Below are 16,515 nucleotides of genomic sequence, written 5' to 3' on the forward strand. Positions count from 1 at the left end.
TTAGAGTTTTTTACTTGACACCGCCCCCAAGCGCATAATAAAGATTTACGACAGCCTGCATCTTGGCGAAGTCGTCGCGCACCTTGGAGAGTTCTGCGTTGAGCAGACTCTGCTGGGCGGTGATCACCTCCAAATAGGTGCTGTTAGACTCGGCCATCAAGCGCTTCGTGTCCTCCACGTTTTGCTTCAACGTGGCCACCTGTTTAGCTTCTATCTGACTCTTTTCGTTGGAAGAATTGTAGAGCACGAGGGCGTTGCTCACCTCGCTGCCTGCACTGAGAATGCTCTGCTGCCAGGTGTTGTAAGCCTGTTCATACTTAGCTTTGGCCACTTTCAGTCCGGCAACAATCTGCCCGTGCTGGAAGATAGGCTGCACCAAGCTCCCCACTGCGCTCAAGAGCCACTTTCCGGGATTCACCACGCCCATCCCACTGCTGTTGGTAAATGTTCCCGTAGGACTGATGGTGAGACTGGGATAGAACCTGCTCCGGGCCGTCTCCACATTGTAGAAGCACTGGGCAAGGCTCATCTCGGCATAGTGAACATCCGGACGGTTGTTGAGCATGTGTATGCCTACGCCCGCAGCCAGATTGGAAGGCAGACTCTGTTCTTCGAGTTTGCCACGCCCGACAGCCTGTGCCGGTTGGGCCAAAAGCAACGAGAGCGAGTTTTCCGTTTCACGTATCTGCCGCTGCAGGTCGACCTTCTGCGCCTGCACGGAATAGTAGTTGGCCTCGGCACTCTGCACACCGGTGGAGCGCACACGACCAAGCTCTTTCTGAATCTTCATCAAGTCCCACGTGTTCTTGGTCAACTCTTCCATGTCGGTCACGATTTCCAGCTGTTTGTCGAGCATCAGAAGCGTGTAATACATGTTGGCAACACCGGTGACAATCTTTGTCTTCACCACCAACTGATAGTCTTTCGTAGCTATCAGTGCCATCTGCGAACTGCGCTTCTGCGAGAGCAGATTGCCGAAGAGGTCTATACTCCAACTGGCCGAGATGGGCAGCGAATAGGTCTTGGTGGGCTTGTTGCCGTCCCACGAAGCGATAGTTCCCTGGGGCGAAAAGGTGAACGAGGGCACAAAAGCCAGTTTGGCAGCTTTGAGCTGGGACTCGGCCATATTCACATTGAGGGCGGCATTGAGCAGATCGGTATTGTTGGCAAGAGCCTTCTCAATGAGCGTCTGCAACCGGGGATCGGTGAATACGCTGCGCCAAGGCAGATTGCCAAAAGTGGCCGTGTCGGTCACAGCGAGTGTGTCGGTCGGTGAAATGACATCCCTCACCAGTCCGGCGGTGTTCACCGTGGGGCGCTCATACTTGCCATAAAGGCTCTTGCAGCCGGTGAGAACCAGTGCTGCAAGACCCAAAGTCATTATATATCTAATCTTCATATTGTTATTCCTCCACTTTATATTCGATAGGCCGACGGGTGTAGGGCTGCAACTCGGAAGCCACTTCCTTGTTTTCCTCGTCGCCGAACTCTATCGGCTTGAACTTCTCCTGCAAATATTCGAATATCACAAACAGGGCCGGCACGACGAATATCTGAATCATCATACCGATGAGCATACCGCCCACGGCTGCCGCACCGAGTGTCTGGTTACCGTTCTTGCCCACACCGCTGGCAAACATCATCGGCAACAGACCGATGACCATGGCCATACCCGTCATCAGAATCGGGCGCAGACGGGATGCTGCACCGAGAATGGCGCTATACTTGATGGCCATACCCGTGCGCCGGCGCTCCAAAGCGAACTCCACGATGAGGATGGCATTCTTGGCCAACAGACCGATGAGCATGATCAGGGCAATCTGCATGTAGATGTCGTTTTGATGGCCGAAGAGTTGCGTGAAGATGAACGCACCTCCCAAACCAAACGGCAACGAGAGGATCACCGACAGCGGGAGCAGATAACTCTCATACTGTGCGGAGAGAATCAGATAGACAAACACGATACAGAGTACGAAGATGATGGCCGTGGTGTTGCTCGATTCCTGCTCCGAACGGGTCAGTCCCGAGAAGTCGTAACCGTAGCCTGCAGGCAGCGTCTGGGCAGCCACTTCCTCCACAGCCTTGATAGCCTCACCCGAAGAGTATCCGTCGGCGGGTGTGGCATTGATGTTGATGCTGGTGAAGAGGTTGAAACGGTTCACGTTGGACGGCCCGTAGACGCGGGTAAGCGAACAATATTCGCCCACAGGCACCATGCCCGAAGGTGTGCGCACATAGATGTTGGTGAGGTCGCCCGGCCTCATGCGGCTGGCGGCATCGCCCTGCACCATCACGCGGTAGAGCTTACCGTAGCTGTTGAAGTTGGAAGCGTAGAGACCACCGTAGTATCCTTGCAGTGTGCTGAGCACCACTCGGGGACTGATGCCGCTCTGCTTGCACTTGGCCACGTCCACATCCACCATATACTGCGGATAGCTCGGGTTGTAAGAAGTCATGGCTGTCTTTATCTCGGGCCGCTCATTGAGGGCCTTCAGATAGTCCTTGGTCACTTTGAAGAACTTGTCAAGGCTGCCGCCGGTCTTGTCCTGCATAGAGAATGTCAGACCGTTGGTGGCACCGAAACCGGAGATCATCGGCGGACCGAAAGCCAGAATCTGCGCACCTTTGATATTGGAAATCTGCTTGTAGATCATACCGAGCACCGAGGTATTGGCCATCGGGTCCACGAAGAAGCGCATGATGCCGTCACCCTCCCAAAGGCCGGCCAACTTGTGGAAGAAGCCGCTGGGGCGCTCGTCGAAGGGTTTCAGCTTGACAATAAAGGTGGCTTGGTCGGATCCCTGACCGGCAATAAAGTTGTAACCCACAATCTGCTGACGACTCTGCACAGCCGGATTGTTGGCCAACATGGCATCCACCTGGTCGGTCACCTTCTGCGTCTCGGCCTGACTTGTGGCAGGCGGCAGTGAAATCGTCACAAACACGACACCCGTGTCCTCATCGGGCACCAGACCGGTCTTCGTGGTAGCCATGGTGAACACCAGCACAGCGATACCCACCACCACGCTCACGGCAGTGATGATGCGGTGGCCTATGAGATTTTCCACACCTTTCTTATATTTACCCACCACCTTGTCGAAAGCCGTGTTGAACGAAGCGTGGAAACGATCCACCATACTCATCTTCTTCTCGTGGCCGTTCTCGTCGTGCGGCTTGAGGAAGATGGCACACAGGGCCGGCGAAAGCGTGAGGGCGTTGATGGCGGAGATAACGATAGCCACGGCCATAGTCACGCCAAACTCACGATAGAACGTACCGCTCGTTCCGCTGATGAAAGACACCGGCACGAACACGGCGGCCATCACCAACGTGATGGAGATGATGGCTCCCGAAATCTCGTTCATGGCATCGATGGCAGCCGTCTTCGAACTCTTATAGCCCAAATCCAACTTGGCATGTACGGCCTCGACCACCACGATGGCATCATCCACCACGATGGCGATGGCCAACAGCAAAGCCGAGAGCGTGAGCAGGTTGATGGAGAAACCGAATATCCAAAGGAAGAGGAACGTACCTATCAGCGACACCGGCACGGCAATGAGCGGGATGAGTGTGGAACGGAAGTCCTGCAAGAAGATGTACACCACGAAGAACACGAGAATGAAAGTGATCACGAGAGTCATCACCACTTCTTCGATAGAGGCGTAAAGGAACTCTGTCACATCGTAGTTGATCTTGTATTCCAGCCCCGGAGGGAAATTCTTAGCCTGCTTCTCGAGCTCGGCTTTCACCCCTTTGGCAATGTCGTTGGCGTTGGAGCCGGCTATCTGCTGCACCATACCCATCGCTGAAGGCTGGTTGTTGTTCTTTTGCCCTACGGAATAGGAAAGTCCGCCCAACTCTATCTTGGCCACATCACGCAGATGGAGCGTCTGTCCATTGTTATTGGTGCTAATGATAATGTTGCCATACTCGGTTGGGGTCTTCAGGCGGCCCTTGTAGCGCATCACATATTCGAAGCTCACATTGCTCTGCTCGCCAAACTTACCCGGCGCGGCCTCAATGTTCTGTTCGGCCAGTGCCGCCGTGATGTCGCTCGGGATGAGCCCGTATTGCTTCATCTTGTCGGGCTGCAACCAGATGCGCATGGAGTAGGTCTTGGTACTGAAGTCCTGCACGTTGCCCACACCCGTCACGCGCTTCAAGGCCGGCACGATGTTGATGTCGTTGTAGTTGGTCACGAACTCGGCATCGTAGCGGCCGTCTTCGGTCGTGAGCGAGTACATGATCACATTACTCGTCTGTCGCTTGGAGGTGGTCACACCCACCTGCGTCACCTCGGCCGGCAGCAGAGCCTGGGCCTGCGACACGCGGTTTTGCACGTTCACGGCGGCCATGTCGGCATTGGTGCCCTGCTTAAAGTAGATAGTAATCATGGCCATGCCGTCGTTGGTGGCCTGCGAGGTCATGTAGGTCATGTTCTCCACGCCGTTAATACTTTCCTCAAGTGGGGTGATCACGGAGTTGAGCACGGTCTGAGCGTCGGCACCCTGGTAGATGGTCGACACGGAAATGGTTGGCGGCGCAATATCGGGATATTGCTCGATCGGCAGCGAAACCAAGCCGATCAAACCCAGCAGCACAAGGAAGACGGAAATCACCGTCGAAAGCACCGGGCGCTCTATAAATCTTGTAAATGTCATATTCCTGTTGTCTTTAAAACAAACTTCAGTGTTATCCTTACTTGCTCATGGCATCGATGAAGCCCTTGGCGCTGCCCTGCGAAGCACTCATCTTCACGGCATCGGCAATCTTCTTTTCGTATTGAGCTTCGGTGATGGGCTTGATTTCCATACCGTCGGTGAGCGAAGTGATCCCCTTGGTCACGATGCGGTCGCCCACATGCAAGCCGCCGGTCACCACATAGTGGTTGCCATCGTTCTGCGGATCGACGGTGATTTCGGTATATTTCACCTTATTGCCCTTGCCCACGGTATAGACGAATATCTTGTTCTGCACCTCGGTGGTCACAGTCTGCGGAATAACAATAGCATTGCTGTTGTCGCGCGGCACGACGATGGTACCCGAGCCGCCGCTCTTCAGCAACCGTTCTGGGTTGGGAAAGCGGGCTATCATAGACACCGAACCGGTGGCGGCGTCGATCACACCGCTCACCTTGGTCACTTTGCCGGGATGCTTATAGGTGGTGCCATCGGAGAGCAACAGCTTCACCGGAGGATAGGCACTGATGGCTGCATGGGTGCTGCCGGCCGTCTTGGTGAGGTCGAGTATGTCTTTCTCGGTTACGGAGAAATACACTTCCACCGTGGCCACATCCGAAACGGTGGTCAGTGCATCGACACTACCTGCGCTCACGAGTGCTCCCACCTTGTAGGGCAGGCTGCCCACCACACCGTTGGCAGGACTCTTCACATAGCAGAAGCCGAGCGTCTCCTGTGCGGAGGCCAAAGCGGCTTTAGCCTGTGCCACGGCTGCCATGGCCGTCTCGTAGGAGTTTTGAGACGATTGTAACTCGTAGGAACCTATCACGTTGCTCTTGAAGAGTTTCTGGCTGTTTTCATAGGTGAGCTTGGCGGTGTTGAGCTGCGACTTGGCCGAGTTCACTGAGGCTTGTGCTTGGCGCACGGCAGCCTGATAGGTGGTGTTGTCGATCACGAACAACAGCTGGCCGGCTTTCACGGCCTGCCCCTCCTGCACACACACTTTCGTGATGAATCCCGACACCTTCGGACGGATTTGCACATCCTGCACGCCCTTGATGGTAGCCGGATAAGTGGTCTGCAACTCGGCATTTTGCGAGCCTATCGTCACCACGGGATACTCATTATCACCCATCTTCATGTTTCCTTTGTTTCCACAAGAAGCCAACAAGAGGGCAACTGCTGCAATAAGTAAATTGCTCTTCATATTCATACCTATTATATATTAGTGATTGATTTTTATCTTTTATAACTTCTACCTATACGCCTGAACCGTTTCGAAAGAACACCGGAGGCCCGGCTTGTGAAGAAAACACGCATGTCAACACATGCCCGAACTATCGTATCTGCCTATATTTCCTCTCCCTCTTTAAGGAAACCGAAACGCTGGGTTTAGTTTTTTAACGATGCAAAATTACTACAATTCCAACAAAAGTATTCTCATAGGCCATGTTTTTTAACATAGTTTACGGAATGAATGATATGCAGAAATCACGTAATAAAAGTATCGACAGATTTGCTCGAACCTGTTTCCAAAACAGAACGTCATCTTCAATGAACATGAGAAAAGAAAAAGGGAATGACAAACAAAAGCCTAATGTGTGCGAGATGTCGCTTGTATCCTATCCACTCAAAAAGGGACAGAAAGTGGAAAATGAATGCTTTGGAACATAGATACAGCGTGAAAATAAGTCAAGAATATTCATTGTTGGTTTGCAAAAACGTCATTTCTGATGTATCTTTGCAATAGCAAGGGGGAGCGCGTATGCGTTTCCCTTTTTTAGTGCTCCAACCTTCCAACAGCCCCCCAAACCCCAAAAAGGGGCTTTTAGGGCCCGGATGGCTTTGCAAAAGGGCCACACTTGGAATGTCATTCGGCCCAAACGAGCTGCCAAGTGTGGCCCTTTCGCATTGTCATTCGGGCCGAACGAGAACAAGACTTTGCTTTTATGGATAATTCAGAATGACTTTTCAAGGATTTAAGAGCGGTGTTCGTGTGTTTCATGTAAGGCTTTTTCAAAATGTTTAATACTTTTCGCTATACATGCAAGGGGAAGATTCAAAAAATCAAGGAGCTAAAGATGCAAACACCCTGACGGGCATGTAGGGGCAGCGCTTTATGCCTGCCCACACGGGCCGATAGGACCGTATCATCGCGAGGGATGTCGGAAACATTTGTGGGAACATACGATTTTTCAAATCGTGCGGGCAGGCATAAAGCGCTGCCCCTACATGCCCGCCAGGGTGTTTGCATCTTTAAATCTTCCAATTTCTGAATTTTAGTTCCCTTTCAGCTGCTATCGGACATTCGGAAAAATCAGCCGCCGGTCTCCACGCTCAGCCCCATCCGGGCGGCTTTTTGCATGAGCAACGCCATAAGTGGTTCGCGCTCGTTGGGCACTTCATTGTCAAGCACCGCATTTTTGAGCACCTGCTTGAGTGTGCCCACCTCTCTACAAGGGGGCAAATGGAACATTTCCATGATTTCATTGCCATCGATGACGGGTTGCAGCAAACGCTTGTAGTCACGCTCCCGAAGGTCGGCAATCTTTTCGCGAACGATGCGGAAGTTTTCAAGGAAACGAGCCTTTCGCACTTGATTCTTGCTTGTGATGTCGGCTTCGCAGAGCAACATGAGATCGTCTATGTCGTCACCGGCGTCATTCACCAGTCGGCGCACGGCACTGTCGGTCACCTCCTCGTCGGCAATGGCAATGGGACGCATGTGCAGCTCCACAAGTTTCTGCACATATTTCATCTTGGCATCCATGGGCAGTTTCATGCGACGGAAGATGTCGGCCACCATACGCGCACCGATGTTGTTGTGGTTGTGGAATGTCCATCCCTGCACGTTGTCCCAACGCTTGCTACGCGGTTTACCGATGTCGTGGAACAGAGCGGCCCAACGAATCCAAAGATGGGTCTCGGGCGAAGGGCAATCGGGAGCCGATGCAGCCCGGCACACGTTTTCGAGCACTTCAAGCGTGTGGTAATAATTGTTCTTGTGAGCACGTCCGTTGCGTGTCTCCACAATGTCGAGCTGGCAGAGTTCGGGCAGGATGAGGTATAAAAGTCCTGTTTCATGGAGGTAGTAGAAACCTTTGCTGGGATGGGGGGCGAGCATTATTTTATTCATCTCGTCGGCTATGCGCTCACCGCTGACAATCTTCAGTCGCCGGGCATTGCGCGAAAGAGCATCGTAGGTCGCGGGCTCGATGTCGAAATTGAGCTGTGTGGCAAAGCGCACGCAGCGCATCATGCGCAGAGGGTCGTCAGAGAAAGTGATGTCGGGATCGAGCGGCGTGGCAATGATGCCCTCCTCCAAGTCGCGGATACCGTCGAAGGGATCAACGAGTTGGCCGAAGCGGTCGCCGTTGAGACACACGGCAAGGGCATTGATGGTAAAGTCGCGCCGGTTTTGGTCATCTTCGAGCGTACCGTTTTCGACCACCGGCTTGCGCGAGTCGTGGCTGTAACTTTCCTTGCGGGCTCCCACAAATTCCACTTCCAGCCCTTTATATTTCACCTGCGCCGTCCCGAAATTGCGGAACACCGAAATGTGGGCCTTGCGCCCCAACTGCTTCTTCAAGGCATCGGCCACCTGTATGCCGCTGCCCACCACCACCACGTCGATGTCGCCTGACGGGCGTTCGAGGAACAAATCGCGCACGTAGCCGCCCACCACATAGCACTCCGCATGTAGCGAATCGGCTGCACGGGATATTTGATGGAAGATGTCTTTATCGAGTAATTGCGCCAAATCGGCGTCAGTAAGATACCTCATTCGTTTTGATTTTTGCGAATGCAAAGGTACGAAAAGTTTTTTATATACATTATTAATAGAAAGGGATTTTATTTGGCAGTTTCATTCGAAATGCTTAAATTTGCAGCAAATTTAGAAGTTCTGATGACAGACACAAACCAAACAGAAGAGCAGTTCAAAAGCGTGCTGACAGAGTGCCGCACGCTATTTGAGAAAAAACTCCACGACTATGGTGCCTCATGGCGCATCCTGCGTCCTTCCGCCCTCACCGACCAGCTTTTCATCAAAGCCAAGCGCATACGCTCGCTTGAAATCAAGAAGGAGTCGCGCGTGGGCGACGGCATACGGCCGGAGTTCATTGCCCTGATCAATTACGGCATTGTGGGACTGGTGCAACTGGCCAAAGGATTTGTCGACGAAGTGGACATGAGGCCCGAGGAGGCCTTGGCACTCTACGACAGATACGCCCGCGAGGCACTGGAACTCATGCTCAAGAAAAACCACGACTATGACGAGGCGTGGCGCTCGATGCGCGTGAGCAGTTATACGGACTTCATTCTGACTAAAATCCAGCGCATAAAAGAGTTGGAAGACCTGCATGGCGAGGCGTTCGTGAGCGAAGGCATTGACGCCAACTACATGGACATCATCAACTATGCCGTGTTCGGAGCCATCCGCATGAAGGAAGGCGAAGCGCAATGAGTAGACTGGCGGTCAACATCTGCCGGCTGCTGCTGGCACTCGTGTTCATTTTTTCGGGCTATGTGAAAGCCATAGACCCGCTGGGCACACTCTACAAGTTGGGCGACTACATGAAGGCCGTGGGCCTCGAGGGTGCCCTGCCCGATTGGGTGCTGTTAACTTTCTCAATAGGGTTGGCAGCTGTGGAGTTCTGTCTGGGCATATTCCTGCTGTTCGCCATCAGGCGCCGACAGACCTCGTGGGCCACCGTGGGCCTACTCTCGGTGATGACGGCGGTGACGCTGTGGCTGGCCATAGCCAACCCCATCAGCGACTGCGGATGCTTCGGGGATGCCGTCAAACTGACCAACACGCAGACGCTGTGGAAGAACATCGCCTTGCTGACGATGGCCGTCGTGACGGCATGGAGACCACTCAAGATGATGAGATTCGTGTCGGAATCCAACCAGTGGATTGTCATCAATTACACGATTTTCTTCATCATCGTCTCGAGTGCGTGGAGCTTGTGGACACTACCGATGTTCGACTTCCGTCCCTATCACATCGGAGCCGACCTCAAAAAAGGTATGCAGATGCCCCCGGGAGCAGAGCAACCGGAGTTTGAAACCACTTTCATTTTGCGGAAAAACGGTGTGCAGAAAGAGTTCACGCTCAACAATTATCCCGACAGCACATGGGAGTTTGTGGACAGCAAGACTGTTCAAACCAAGGCCGGCTATGAGCCACCCATACACGATTTCGACATCACGCCGATAGGTTCGGACGGGCAACCGGCCGGAGAGTCGGTCACCGACAGCATTCTCGACAACAAGGGATACAGCTTTCTGCTCATTTCCCCGCATCTGGAAACAGCCGATGACACCAATTTTGGCGATATAGACCAACTATACGAGTATGCGCAGGAGCATGGCTACGGCTTCTACTGCCTCACGGCAAGCACGCCGAAAGCCATTAGGCACTGGCAGGACATCACCGGGGCGGAATACAACTTCTATGCTACCGACGAGACAACGCTCAAGACCATCATCCGCAGCAACCCGGGACTGATGCTCATCAAGCACGGAGTGGTGATCCGTAAATGGAGCCACAACAGACTGCCCAAGACAGACGAACTGGTGCAACCGCTCGAAAAATCGGAGTTGGGACAACTGCCCGACGACACGATACCGGGCAAAATACTCAAAATTGTACTCTGGTTCGTACTTCCACTGTTTGTGCTCACCTTGGCCGACCGACTGTGGGCATGGAGCAGATGGCTGAAACGAAAGCAAGAATCTAACAGAATATATCAACTCTTAAAAAAGAAAAGGAAAATGAGAAAGAAAATTGTAGCAGGCAACTGGAAAATGAACATGAACCTGCAAGACGGTGTGGCATTGGCAAAGGAAATCAATGAGGCTCTTATTGCCGACAAACCCAACTGCGATGTGGTGATTTGCACACCGTTCATCCATTTGGCAAGCGTGGCTCAGGTGCTTGATTCGAAGGTCGTCGGACTCGGTGCCGAGAACTGCGCCGACAAGGAGAAGGGTGCCTACACGGGCGAAGTGTCTGCCGAGATGGTGAAGAGCACAGGAGCACAGTATGTGATTCTGGGCCACTCCGAGCGTCGCCAGTACTACGGTGAGACTGCTGAGATTCTGAAAGAGAAGGTGCAGCTGGCTCTGGCCAACGGTCTGAAGGTTATCTTCTGCATCGGTGAAACTCTCGAAGAGCGCGAAGCCAACAAGCAGAACGAGGTGGTAAAAGCCGAACTCGAAGGTTCTGTCTACAACCTGAACGCCGAGGAATGGAAAAACATCATCCTCGCCTACGAACCGATTTGGGCTATCGGCACCGGCAAGACCGCTACAGCCGAGCAGGCCGAAGAGATGCTGGCCTACATCCGTTCTACCGTGGCCGAGAAGTATGGTGCCGTAGTTGCCGAGGATACAACTATCCTTTATGGCGGCAGCTGCAAAGCAAGCAATGCTCCCGAGCTTTTCTCCAAACCCGACATCGACGGTGGACTGATTGGCGGTGCTTCTCTGAAGACAGCCGACTTCAAGGGCATCATCGACGCTTGGAAGAAGTAAACAACTTATTATATGGGGAATCAGGGATTAGTGTCCCTGATTCCCTATTTGACTAAAACGCTTTAGGTATGAAACAATTCGTCTGTATCATCATCATCGCCCTATGCGCCGCACTGCCGGCCGGTGCCCAAAACTTTCTCGACCAGCTGCGCAAGAAGCAGGTGGGGCAAGGCACTGTGACCGTCAGCCAGAGCAAGGAAATCGACGAATTAGTCAATGGTAAGAGGACTGTGCGGCAGGAAGGAAATAACGTAACACCGCTTCCTGCCGGCAATGGAAAGGATAACAACGAACAGAAAAACGCCGCAACGCATGACAAGGTAGCCTCCACCAATGGCAAAGAGGGGGCCGGTCACGAAGCAAACGGCAACACACATGCCGAGGAGAAGAAAGAGACGGCTCACCGGGAAGCCGCTCACGCACCGGAGAACAGCGAGGAAGAGGCTGAAGCACCGGCCGTGGACATGCGCAAAAAGGTGATGCGCGGAAGCTACAAAGTGACAGGCTACCGTGTACAGGCATACGCCGGAGGCAATTCAAGAAACGATCGACAGAAGGCAGAACAGATAGGCAACGCCATCAAAATGAAATACCCGACACAGCCGGTATACGTACACTTCTACTCGCCACGCTGGATTTGCCGCGTGGGCAACTTCAGAAGTTATGAAGAGGCGGCCCGTATGCTGGAACAAGTCAGAGCTATGGGCTACAAATCGGCCATCGTGGTAAAAGGTAAAATCACCGTTCAGAATTAAATCCGGTGACCGTCCATGCAACTTAGACAGAATGTTGCAGAACGATTCACCGCTACACAAAGCTAGAGAATAAAGAATTGTCGGACTCTCGGGCGAGAACACCGAGTGAAGACACACACCATACAGAAAGAACAGAACACATGAATCCGGAAACAGAATATCGCGAGGGACTCGACCAGCTCGCAGCACATTACAAAGAGGTATTGACACTTTTGGGAGAAGATCCCGACCGCGATGGGCTCCAAAAGACCCCCATGCGTGTGGCCAAAGCCATGCAGGTGCTCACGAGGGGATACACGCAAGACCCTCACAAGGTGCTCACCGATGCGCTCTTTGAAGAAAAATACAACCAAATGGTCATTGTCAAAGACATCGACTTCTTCTCCATGTGCGAGCACCATATACTCCCTTTCTACGGTAAGGCACACGTGGCCTACATCCCCAACGGCTATATCACAGGGCTGAGCAAAATAGCCCGTGTGGTCGACATATACAGCCATCGGCTGCAAGTGCAGGAACGCCTCACCCAACAAATCAAAGACTGCATTCAGGAGACGCTCAAACCGCAAGGCGTGATGGTGGTCATCGAGGCCAAGCACATGTGTATGCAGATGCGCGGAGTGGAGAAACAGAACTCCATCACCACCACAAGCGATTTCAGCGGCGTGTTCAATTCGCTCACCACACGGCAGGAATTCATGAGTCTGCTGCGCGGGGAGTCAAAGAGAATCTAACCAGCCTACCGGGCAGAAATGAGAATTTCAGCATCCGGGCGAGCGACAAATGAGCTTCATGCTCACTCCCTCATCATTCCATGCGGACAATTATGACACCAACGCATGGAACGCAATAAGGTATATTTTCATCTCCAAACAAAAGAACCAAAACTGACTTATGAGATTCATTTCATGGAACGTGAACGGCCTTCGTGCCTGTGTGAGCAAAGGTTTTGAGGAATCTTTCAAGGCTCTTGATGCCGACTTCTTCTGCCTGCAAGAGACCAAAATGCAGGAAGGGCAGCTCAACCTGCAATTTGAAGGCTACGACTCCTACTGGAACTATGCCGAGAAAAAAGGCTATTCGGGCACAGCCATCTACACCAAACATAAGCCACTGAACGTGACCTACGGGCTCGGGATAGAAGAACACGACCACGAGGGACGTGTCATCACTCTCGAAATGGAGGATTTCTACCTCATCACCGTCTACACGCCCAACTCGCAGGACGAACTGCGACGGCTCAACTACCGCATGACTTGGGAAGACGACTTCCTCAAATACATACAGGGACTTGACGCGAAGAAGCCCGTCATCGTGTGCGGTGACCTCAATGTGGCCCATGAGGAGATAGACCTCAAGAACCCGAAGACCAACCGTCGCAATGCGGGATTCACCGACGAGGAGCGGGAAAAGATGACCATTACACTGAATAGCGGTTTTACCGACAGCTTCAGATACAAATATCCCGAGCAAGTGACCTACTCATGGTGGTCGTACAGATTCCATGCCCGCGAGAAGAATGCAGGCTGGCGCATCGACTACTTCCTTATTTCCAACCGTCTGAGAGACCGCCTCGTCGATGCCAAAATACACACTGAAGTGTACGGAAGCGATCACTGCCCTGTGGAACTGGACTTGAAATGACCGGCCGCACTCCCGTTTCGGGCACAGGCAAAACACTTCCCTACTCCATAAATATCAAAAAGGACCCCTCTCACGAGGAGTCCTTTTCCTATTTGAACACTTCTATATTTATTTTATAAGAGAGATTTTAATTTTCCAATCTTTCAGCTGCCATTACAGAAGCGACTTGAGTTCGCTAACAGGGCGCTTCTCCATTGTGCCGTCTTGGTAGGTCACGGTGTAGTAGGAATGCACCGACTTGCCGTTGGCAAACTGCACCACAGCAACACCGCCCTCGCGCATTTGGAGTGTGAAATAGCCTTCACGCTTACCGTTGCGGTATTTGCCATGCCACTTCTCCTTGCCATTTACGTAATAGGTTGTCACTTCACCATTGAAGACCGTGTTCCGGTCATTACCCAAATCGATGAAGCTGTATTCTCCCTCAGCCTTGAGATTGCCATTCATATAGAAGTCTTGAAAGACATCCTTCTTGGCAGAACCCACGCCTTGGGTCATGAGCAGACGATAGTAACCGGCCTGTTCGGCACTGGTCACATTGAGCATATTGTCGGCGTAGTAGATTGTATCGGCAACCACAGTGGCATTTTCAATGTGCTTGCGACCAAAACTTGCTACTGTCATCAAAGCAAAAACGGAAATCAAAAATACACGTCTCATAATTTTTATTGTTTAGGTTTTTATTTTTGTTTATTGTTCTTTGGTCAGTCATCCAACAGATAATTATCTCTGTCTTACATTGCAAATATAACATATAAATATGAGACAGCGCACAAAATTAACACTATTTTATATATATTTTTCACCTCCAAAAAAGCCGTTATTCAAACACAAGGTTTCAATTTGAAAGTTGCCAAATTATCCACTCAAAACTTACACTTTGTAAAACACAAAATCCAATACAGACCATACACAAGCACGACGCATTACAAAACGTCACCAAACACCATCAAACGGACACTCTCCGTCACCGGACACACGCACATCGTTATCAATCAGCTTTGTAATGATAATATCAAACATATCAAAATGAACGTAGAAGCGGTTGCAACGTTACCAACAGGAAAGTCTGGCAAGGGTATAACATGACACAACGGACAGAAAAGTACGACTTTTCTGCCCGTTGTGATACACCGCCTGTTCCTTAATCCACACGCCGCCCTGTCACTGCCACCTGACAGAGAGCGGGAAAGTAAACAGCGTGCGCACAGGCCGGCCATTCAACATGCCGGGCCTCATGCGGGGCATGAGGCGCACAAAGTTGGCCACCAGCCGGTCGAAATAGGGCGATGAGGGTCTGACCACTCGAATGTTGCTGACACTGCCGTCGGACTCCACCACAAACCGGCAGACAAGACTTCCACGCGGATCTTTCCTGACCTCATCGGGCAGAACCCGCACACTGCGCGAGAAAGCCACCGTCATAGGAATACTGTCCACTGCCGGACGGGGCATGGTGTCGACCACCACATAGACCGAATCGCCTCCCGCATAGAAAGCGCGCACAGACTCCACCGCCCCGCTCTCCACGGGACGGGCTTTAAGCAACTTGCGGGTGGTTGATGAAAGCAGATGGTCCAACTCTCCGAGAGGCACATCCACCTTGTCGGAAACCGATGTCACGGGATCGGTGGCATAATACCAAGTGGTGTCGAAGTGCATCGACCGACCGGCCAACGCCCCGAGAAAACTCACCATGCCGGGCAGGCCCGTTATAGAAAAATCGGTCGTGGAATGGTTCAACAGATAGGTGGAAAAACGGTTTGTGCCATCCGATTCTCCAGAAAACAAACTGTGTTTGAGCAATTCTTTCTCCGTTAACACCTTACCGGTGGTCATATCGTAGGTGAACAGCCGGCTGAGCGAGCGAGCCTGCCGGGACGACTTCTTCGCCGGTGTCACACGCAGAGACATGCGAAACGAGACATAACACCTCGGCTCATAGTAAAGCAACTGCAACAGGACATCAGCATAGCAAAACCTTTCGTCGTCGGGAATTTCCTCAAAGCGGGCCGTCACAGGACTGCCGAAAGAGTCCAGCCACCCCTCGTAGGCGGCATGCACGTCATCAGCCGGCCGGCCGAACAGTTCTTTGGAGATATATTGCTGCAACGGACCGATGGGCACACCGTCCAGCACTTCGGGTATTTCCAATTCGACATCGATCACACTTACGTCGCCCCCACGGTTGTAAAGCAAATGTTGTTTCTCATAGCTCACGCTATAATGCCGCCCCTCCCGCAGGGTCAACGCCCGCACTCCCAAAACCGGCACCAGCAGGATGAGTATCATCAGTCGTTTCATCATCGCCATCATTCGTCCAACACCATTTCACCCGCAAACTGCACCTGTTCTCTCTCTTGAGCCGTCACGTCGAGCATCACGCGCCCATTGTCAAACACATCTATCACGTAGAGATAGCGATCTTCGTCATTGGTCACCCGCAACTCCACACGTGTGAGCCCATTCTTGAGCCGCCTCACCTGTCGGTCGCCCACCGGCGCGGTGAAATCGAGTGCCTTCCCGCCACCATAAGGCACGTGGTAGGCCCGCCCGAAATAAGGCAGCCGGGAATAGAGCGTGTCGCCCGACAGCCGGATGCCATAGCCGAAATCCACTGCGCGGGCAGCTCCCCGCCGCAGGTAGATGTAGTTCACATCCACCCGAAAGCGCATGCTGTCGAGCTTCTCCCCCACTCTTTGGGCAACATGGGCCGCCTTCGCGGCCCGCCCTTCTGCTGTTTGCCGCGACACGGTGCAAGCAGCCAGTCCGGCAACAGCTATCATCAACAAAAACAACTTCTTCATAGCCAAAGTTCATGTTACATGGTAAAGTTACGACATTCTCCCGACAATCAGTCGTCCTTTAGCAATATTTAACCGTAGAAGACAGCC

General features: G+C 52.4%; 12 protein-coding genes. 5 read left to right on the forward strand and 7 right to left on the reverse strand.

Going from position 1 to position 16,515, the window contains the following annotated elements:
• Positions 1–10: 10 nt before the first annotated feature.
• The 4 genes from HMPREF6485_RS00255 to HMPREF6485_RS00270 form a co-directional block, all read right to left on the reverse strand.
• Positions 11–1,399, reverse strand: a complete 1,389-nt coding sequence (locus tag HMPREF6485_RS00255; RefSeq protein ID WP_004343957.1) for a TolC family protein — start codon at positions 1,397–1,399, stop codon at positions 11–13.
• A 4-nt stretch (positions 1,400–1,403) separates the two neighbouring features.
• Positions 1,404–4,664: an efflux RND transporter permease subunit gene (locus HMPREF6485_RS00260; RefSeq protein ID WP_004343958.1), complete on the reverse strand. Its 3,261-nt coding sequence runs from the start codon at positions 4,662–4,664 to the stop codon at positions 1,404–1,406.
• Positions 4,665–4,701: 37 nt separating this feature from the next.
• Complete coding sequence (locus tag HMPREF6485_RS00265; protein ID WP_004343959.1) at positions 4,702–5,895, reverse strand: efflux RND transporter periplasmic adaptor subunit; 1,194 nt, start codon at positions 5,893–5,895, stop codon at positions 4,702–4,704.
• Between the two features lie 1,104 nt (positions 5,896–6,999).
• Complete coding sequence (locus HMPREF6485_RS00270; RefSeq protein ID WP_004343962.1) at positions 7,000–8,466, reverse strand: CCA tRNA nucleotidyltransferase; 1,467 nt, start codon at positions 8,464–8,466, stop codon at positions 7,000–7,002.
• 123 nt (positions 8,467–8,589) lie between these two features.
• On the opposite strand from HMPREF6485_RS00270, the gene HMPREF6485_RS00275 reads away from it, so the two are divergent.
• The 5 genes from HMPREF6485_RS00275 to HMPREF6485_RS00295 all read left to right on the forward strand — a co-directional run bounded on the left by HMPREF6485_RS00275 (position 8,590) and on the right by HMPREF6485_RS00295 (position 13,621).
• Positions 8,590–9,147, forward strand: a complete 558-nt coding sequence (locus HMPREF6485_RS00275; RefSeq protein ID WP_155814369.1) for a DUF1599 domain-containing protein — start codon at positions 8,590–8,592, stop codon at positions 9,145–9,147.
• Positions 9,144–11,222, forward strand: a complete 2,079-nt coding sequence (locus HMPREF6485_RS00280; protein ID WP_004343964.1) for a BT_3928 family protein — start codon at positions 9,144–9,146, stop codon at positions 11,220–11,222. The genes HMPREF6485_RS00275 and HMPREF6485_RS00280 overlap by 4 nt, the downstream gene beginning before the upstream one ends.
• 68 nt (positions 11,223–11,290) lie before the next feature.
• Positions 11,291–11,977: an SPOR domain-containing protein gene (locus HMPREF6485_RS00285; protein ID WP_004343965.1), complete on the forward strand. Its 687-nt coding sequence runs from the start codon at positions 11,291–11,293 to the stop codon at positions 11,975–11,977.
• A gap of 140 nt (positions 11,978–12,117) precedes the next feature.
• Positions 12,118–12,711 carry a GTP cyclohydrolase I FolE gene (folE, locus tag HMPREF6485_RS00290; RefSeq protein WP_004343533.1) on the forward strand — a complete coding sequence of 198 codons (594 nt, stop codon included), beginning with the start codon at positions 12,118–12,120 and terminating at the stop codon, positions 12,709–12,711.
• 160 nt (positions 12,712–12,871) lie between these two features.
• Complete coding sequence (locus tag HMPREF6485_RS00295) at positions 12,872–13,621, forward strand: exodeoxyribonuclease III (RefSeq protein ID WP_004343966.1); 750 nt, start codon at positions 12,872–12,874, stop codon at positions 13,619–13,621.
• Between the two features lie 153 nt (positions 13,622–13,774).
• Here the strand turns inward: HMPREF6485_RS00295 and HMPREF6485_RS00300 are convergent, their stop codons facing one another.
• The 3 genes from HMPREF6485_RS00300 to HMPREF6485_RS00310 all read right to left on the reverse strand — a co-directional run bounded on the left by HMPREF6485_RS00300 (position 13,775) and on the right by HMPREF6485_RS00310 (position 16,428).
• On the reverse strand, positions 13,775–14,281 hold the full coding sequence (locus HMPREF6485_RS00300) for a toxin-antitoxin system YwqK family antitoxin (protein WP_004343530.1): 507 nt from the start codon (positions 14,279–14,281) through the stop codon (positions 13,775–13,777).
• A gap of 504 nt (positions 14,282–14,785) precedes the next feature.
• Complete coding sequence (locus HMPREF6485_RS00305) at positions 14,786–15,928, reverse strand: energy transducer TonB (RefSeq protein ID WP_248622172.1); 1,143 nt, start codon at positions 15,926–15,928, stop codon at positions 14,786–14,788.
• 5 nt (positions 15,929–15,933) lie between these two features.
• Positions 15,934–16,428 carry a DUF4251 domain-containing protein gene (locus tag HMPREF6485_RS00310; protein WP_004343968.1) on the reverse strand — a complete coding sequence of 165 codons (495 nt, stop codon included), beginning with the start codon at positions 16,426–16,428 and terminating at the stop codon, positions 15,934–15,936.
• Between the last annotated feature and the right edge of the window lie 87 nt (positions 16,429–16,515).

The organism is Segatella buccae ATCC 33574, assembly GCF_000184945.1.
GTDB classification, from domain to species: domain Bacteria; phylum Bacteroidota; class Bacteroidia; order Bacteroidales; family Bacteroidaceae; genus Prevotella; species Prevotella buccae.

Bases quoted from the DNA above. Each gene is read 5' to 3' on its own strand.
- HMPREF6485_RS00305 (WP_248622172.1), bottom strand. From the start codon at position 15,928: ATGATGAAACGACTGATGATACTCATCCTGCTGGTGCCGGTTTTGGGA.
- HMPREF6485_RS00255 (WP_004343957.1), bottom strand. From the start codon at position 1,399: ATGAAGATTAGATATATAATGACTTTGGGTCTTGCAGCACTGGTTCTC.
- HMPREF6485_RS00310 (WP_004343968.1), bottom strand. From the start codon at position 16,428: ATGAAGAAGTTGTTTTTGTTGATGATAGCTGTTGCCGGACTGGCTGCT.
- HMPREF6485_RS00270 (WP_004343962.1), bottom strand. From the start codon at position 8,466: ATGAGGTATCTTACTGACGCCGATTTGGCGCAATTACTCGATAAAGAC.
- folE (WP_004343533.1), top strand. From the start codon at position 12,118: ATGAATCCGGAAACAGAATATCGCGAGGGACTCGACCAGCTCGCAGCA.
- HMPREF6485_RS00265 (WP_004343959.1), bottom strand. From the start codon at position 5,895: ATGAATATGAAGAGCAATTTACTTATTGCAGCAGTTGCCCTCTTGTTG.
- HMPREF6485_RS00280 (WP_004343964.1), top strand. From the start codon at position 9,144: ATGAGTAGACTGGCGGTCAACATCTGCCGGCTGCTGCTGGCACTCGTG.
- HMPREF6485_RS00275 (WP_155814369.1), top strand. From the start codon at position 8,590: ATGACAGACACAAACCAAACAGAAGAGCAGTTCAAAAGCGTGCTGACA.
- HMPREF6485_RS00300 (WP_004343530.1), bottom strand. From the start codon at position 14,281: ATGAGACGTGTATTTTTGATTTCCGTTTTTGCTTTGATGACAGTAGCA.
- HMPREF6485_RS00260 (WP_004343958.1), bottom strand. From the start codon at position 4,664: ATGACATTTACAAGATTTATAGAGCGCCCGGTGCTTTCGACGGTGATT.
- HMPREF6485_RS00295 (WP_004343966.1), top strand. From the start codon at position 12,872: ATGAGATTCATTTCATGGAACGTGAACGGCCTTCGTGCCTGTGTGAGC.
- HMPREF6485_RS00285 (WP_004343965.1), top strand. From the start codon at position 11,291: ATGAAACAATTCGTCTGTATCATCATCATCGCCCTATGCGCCGCACTG.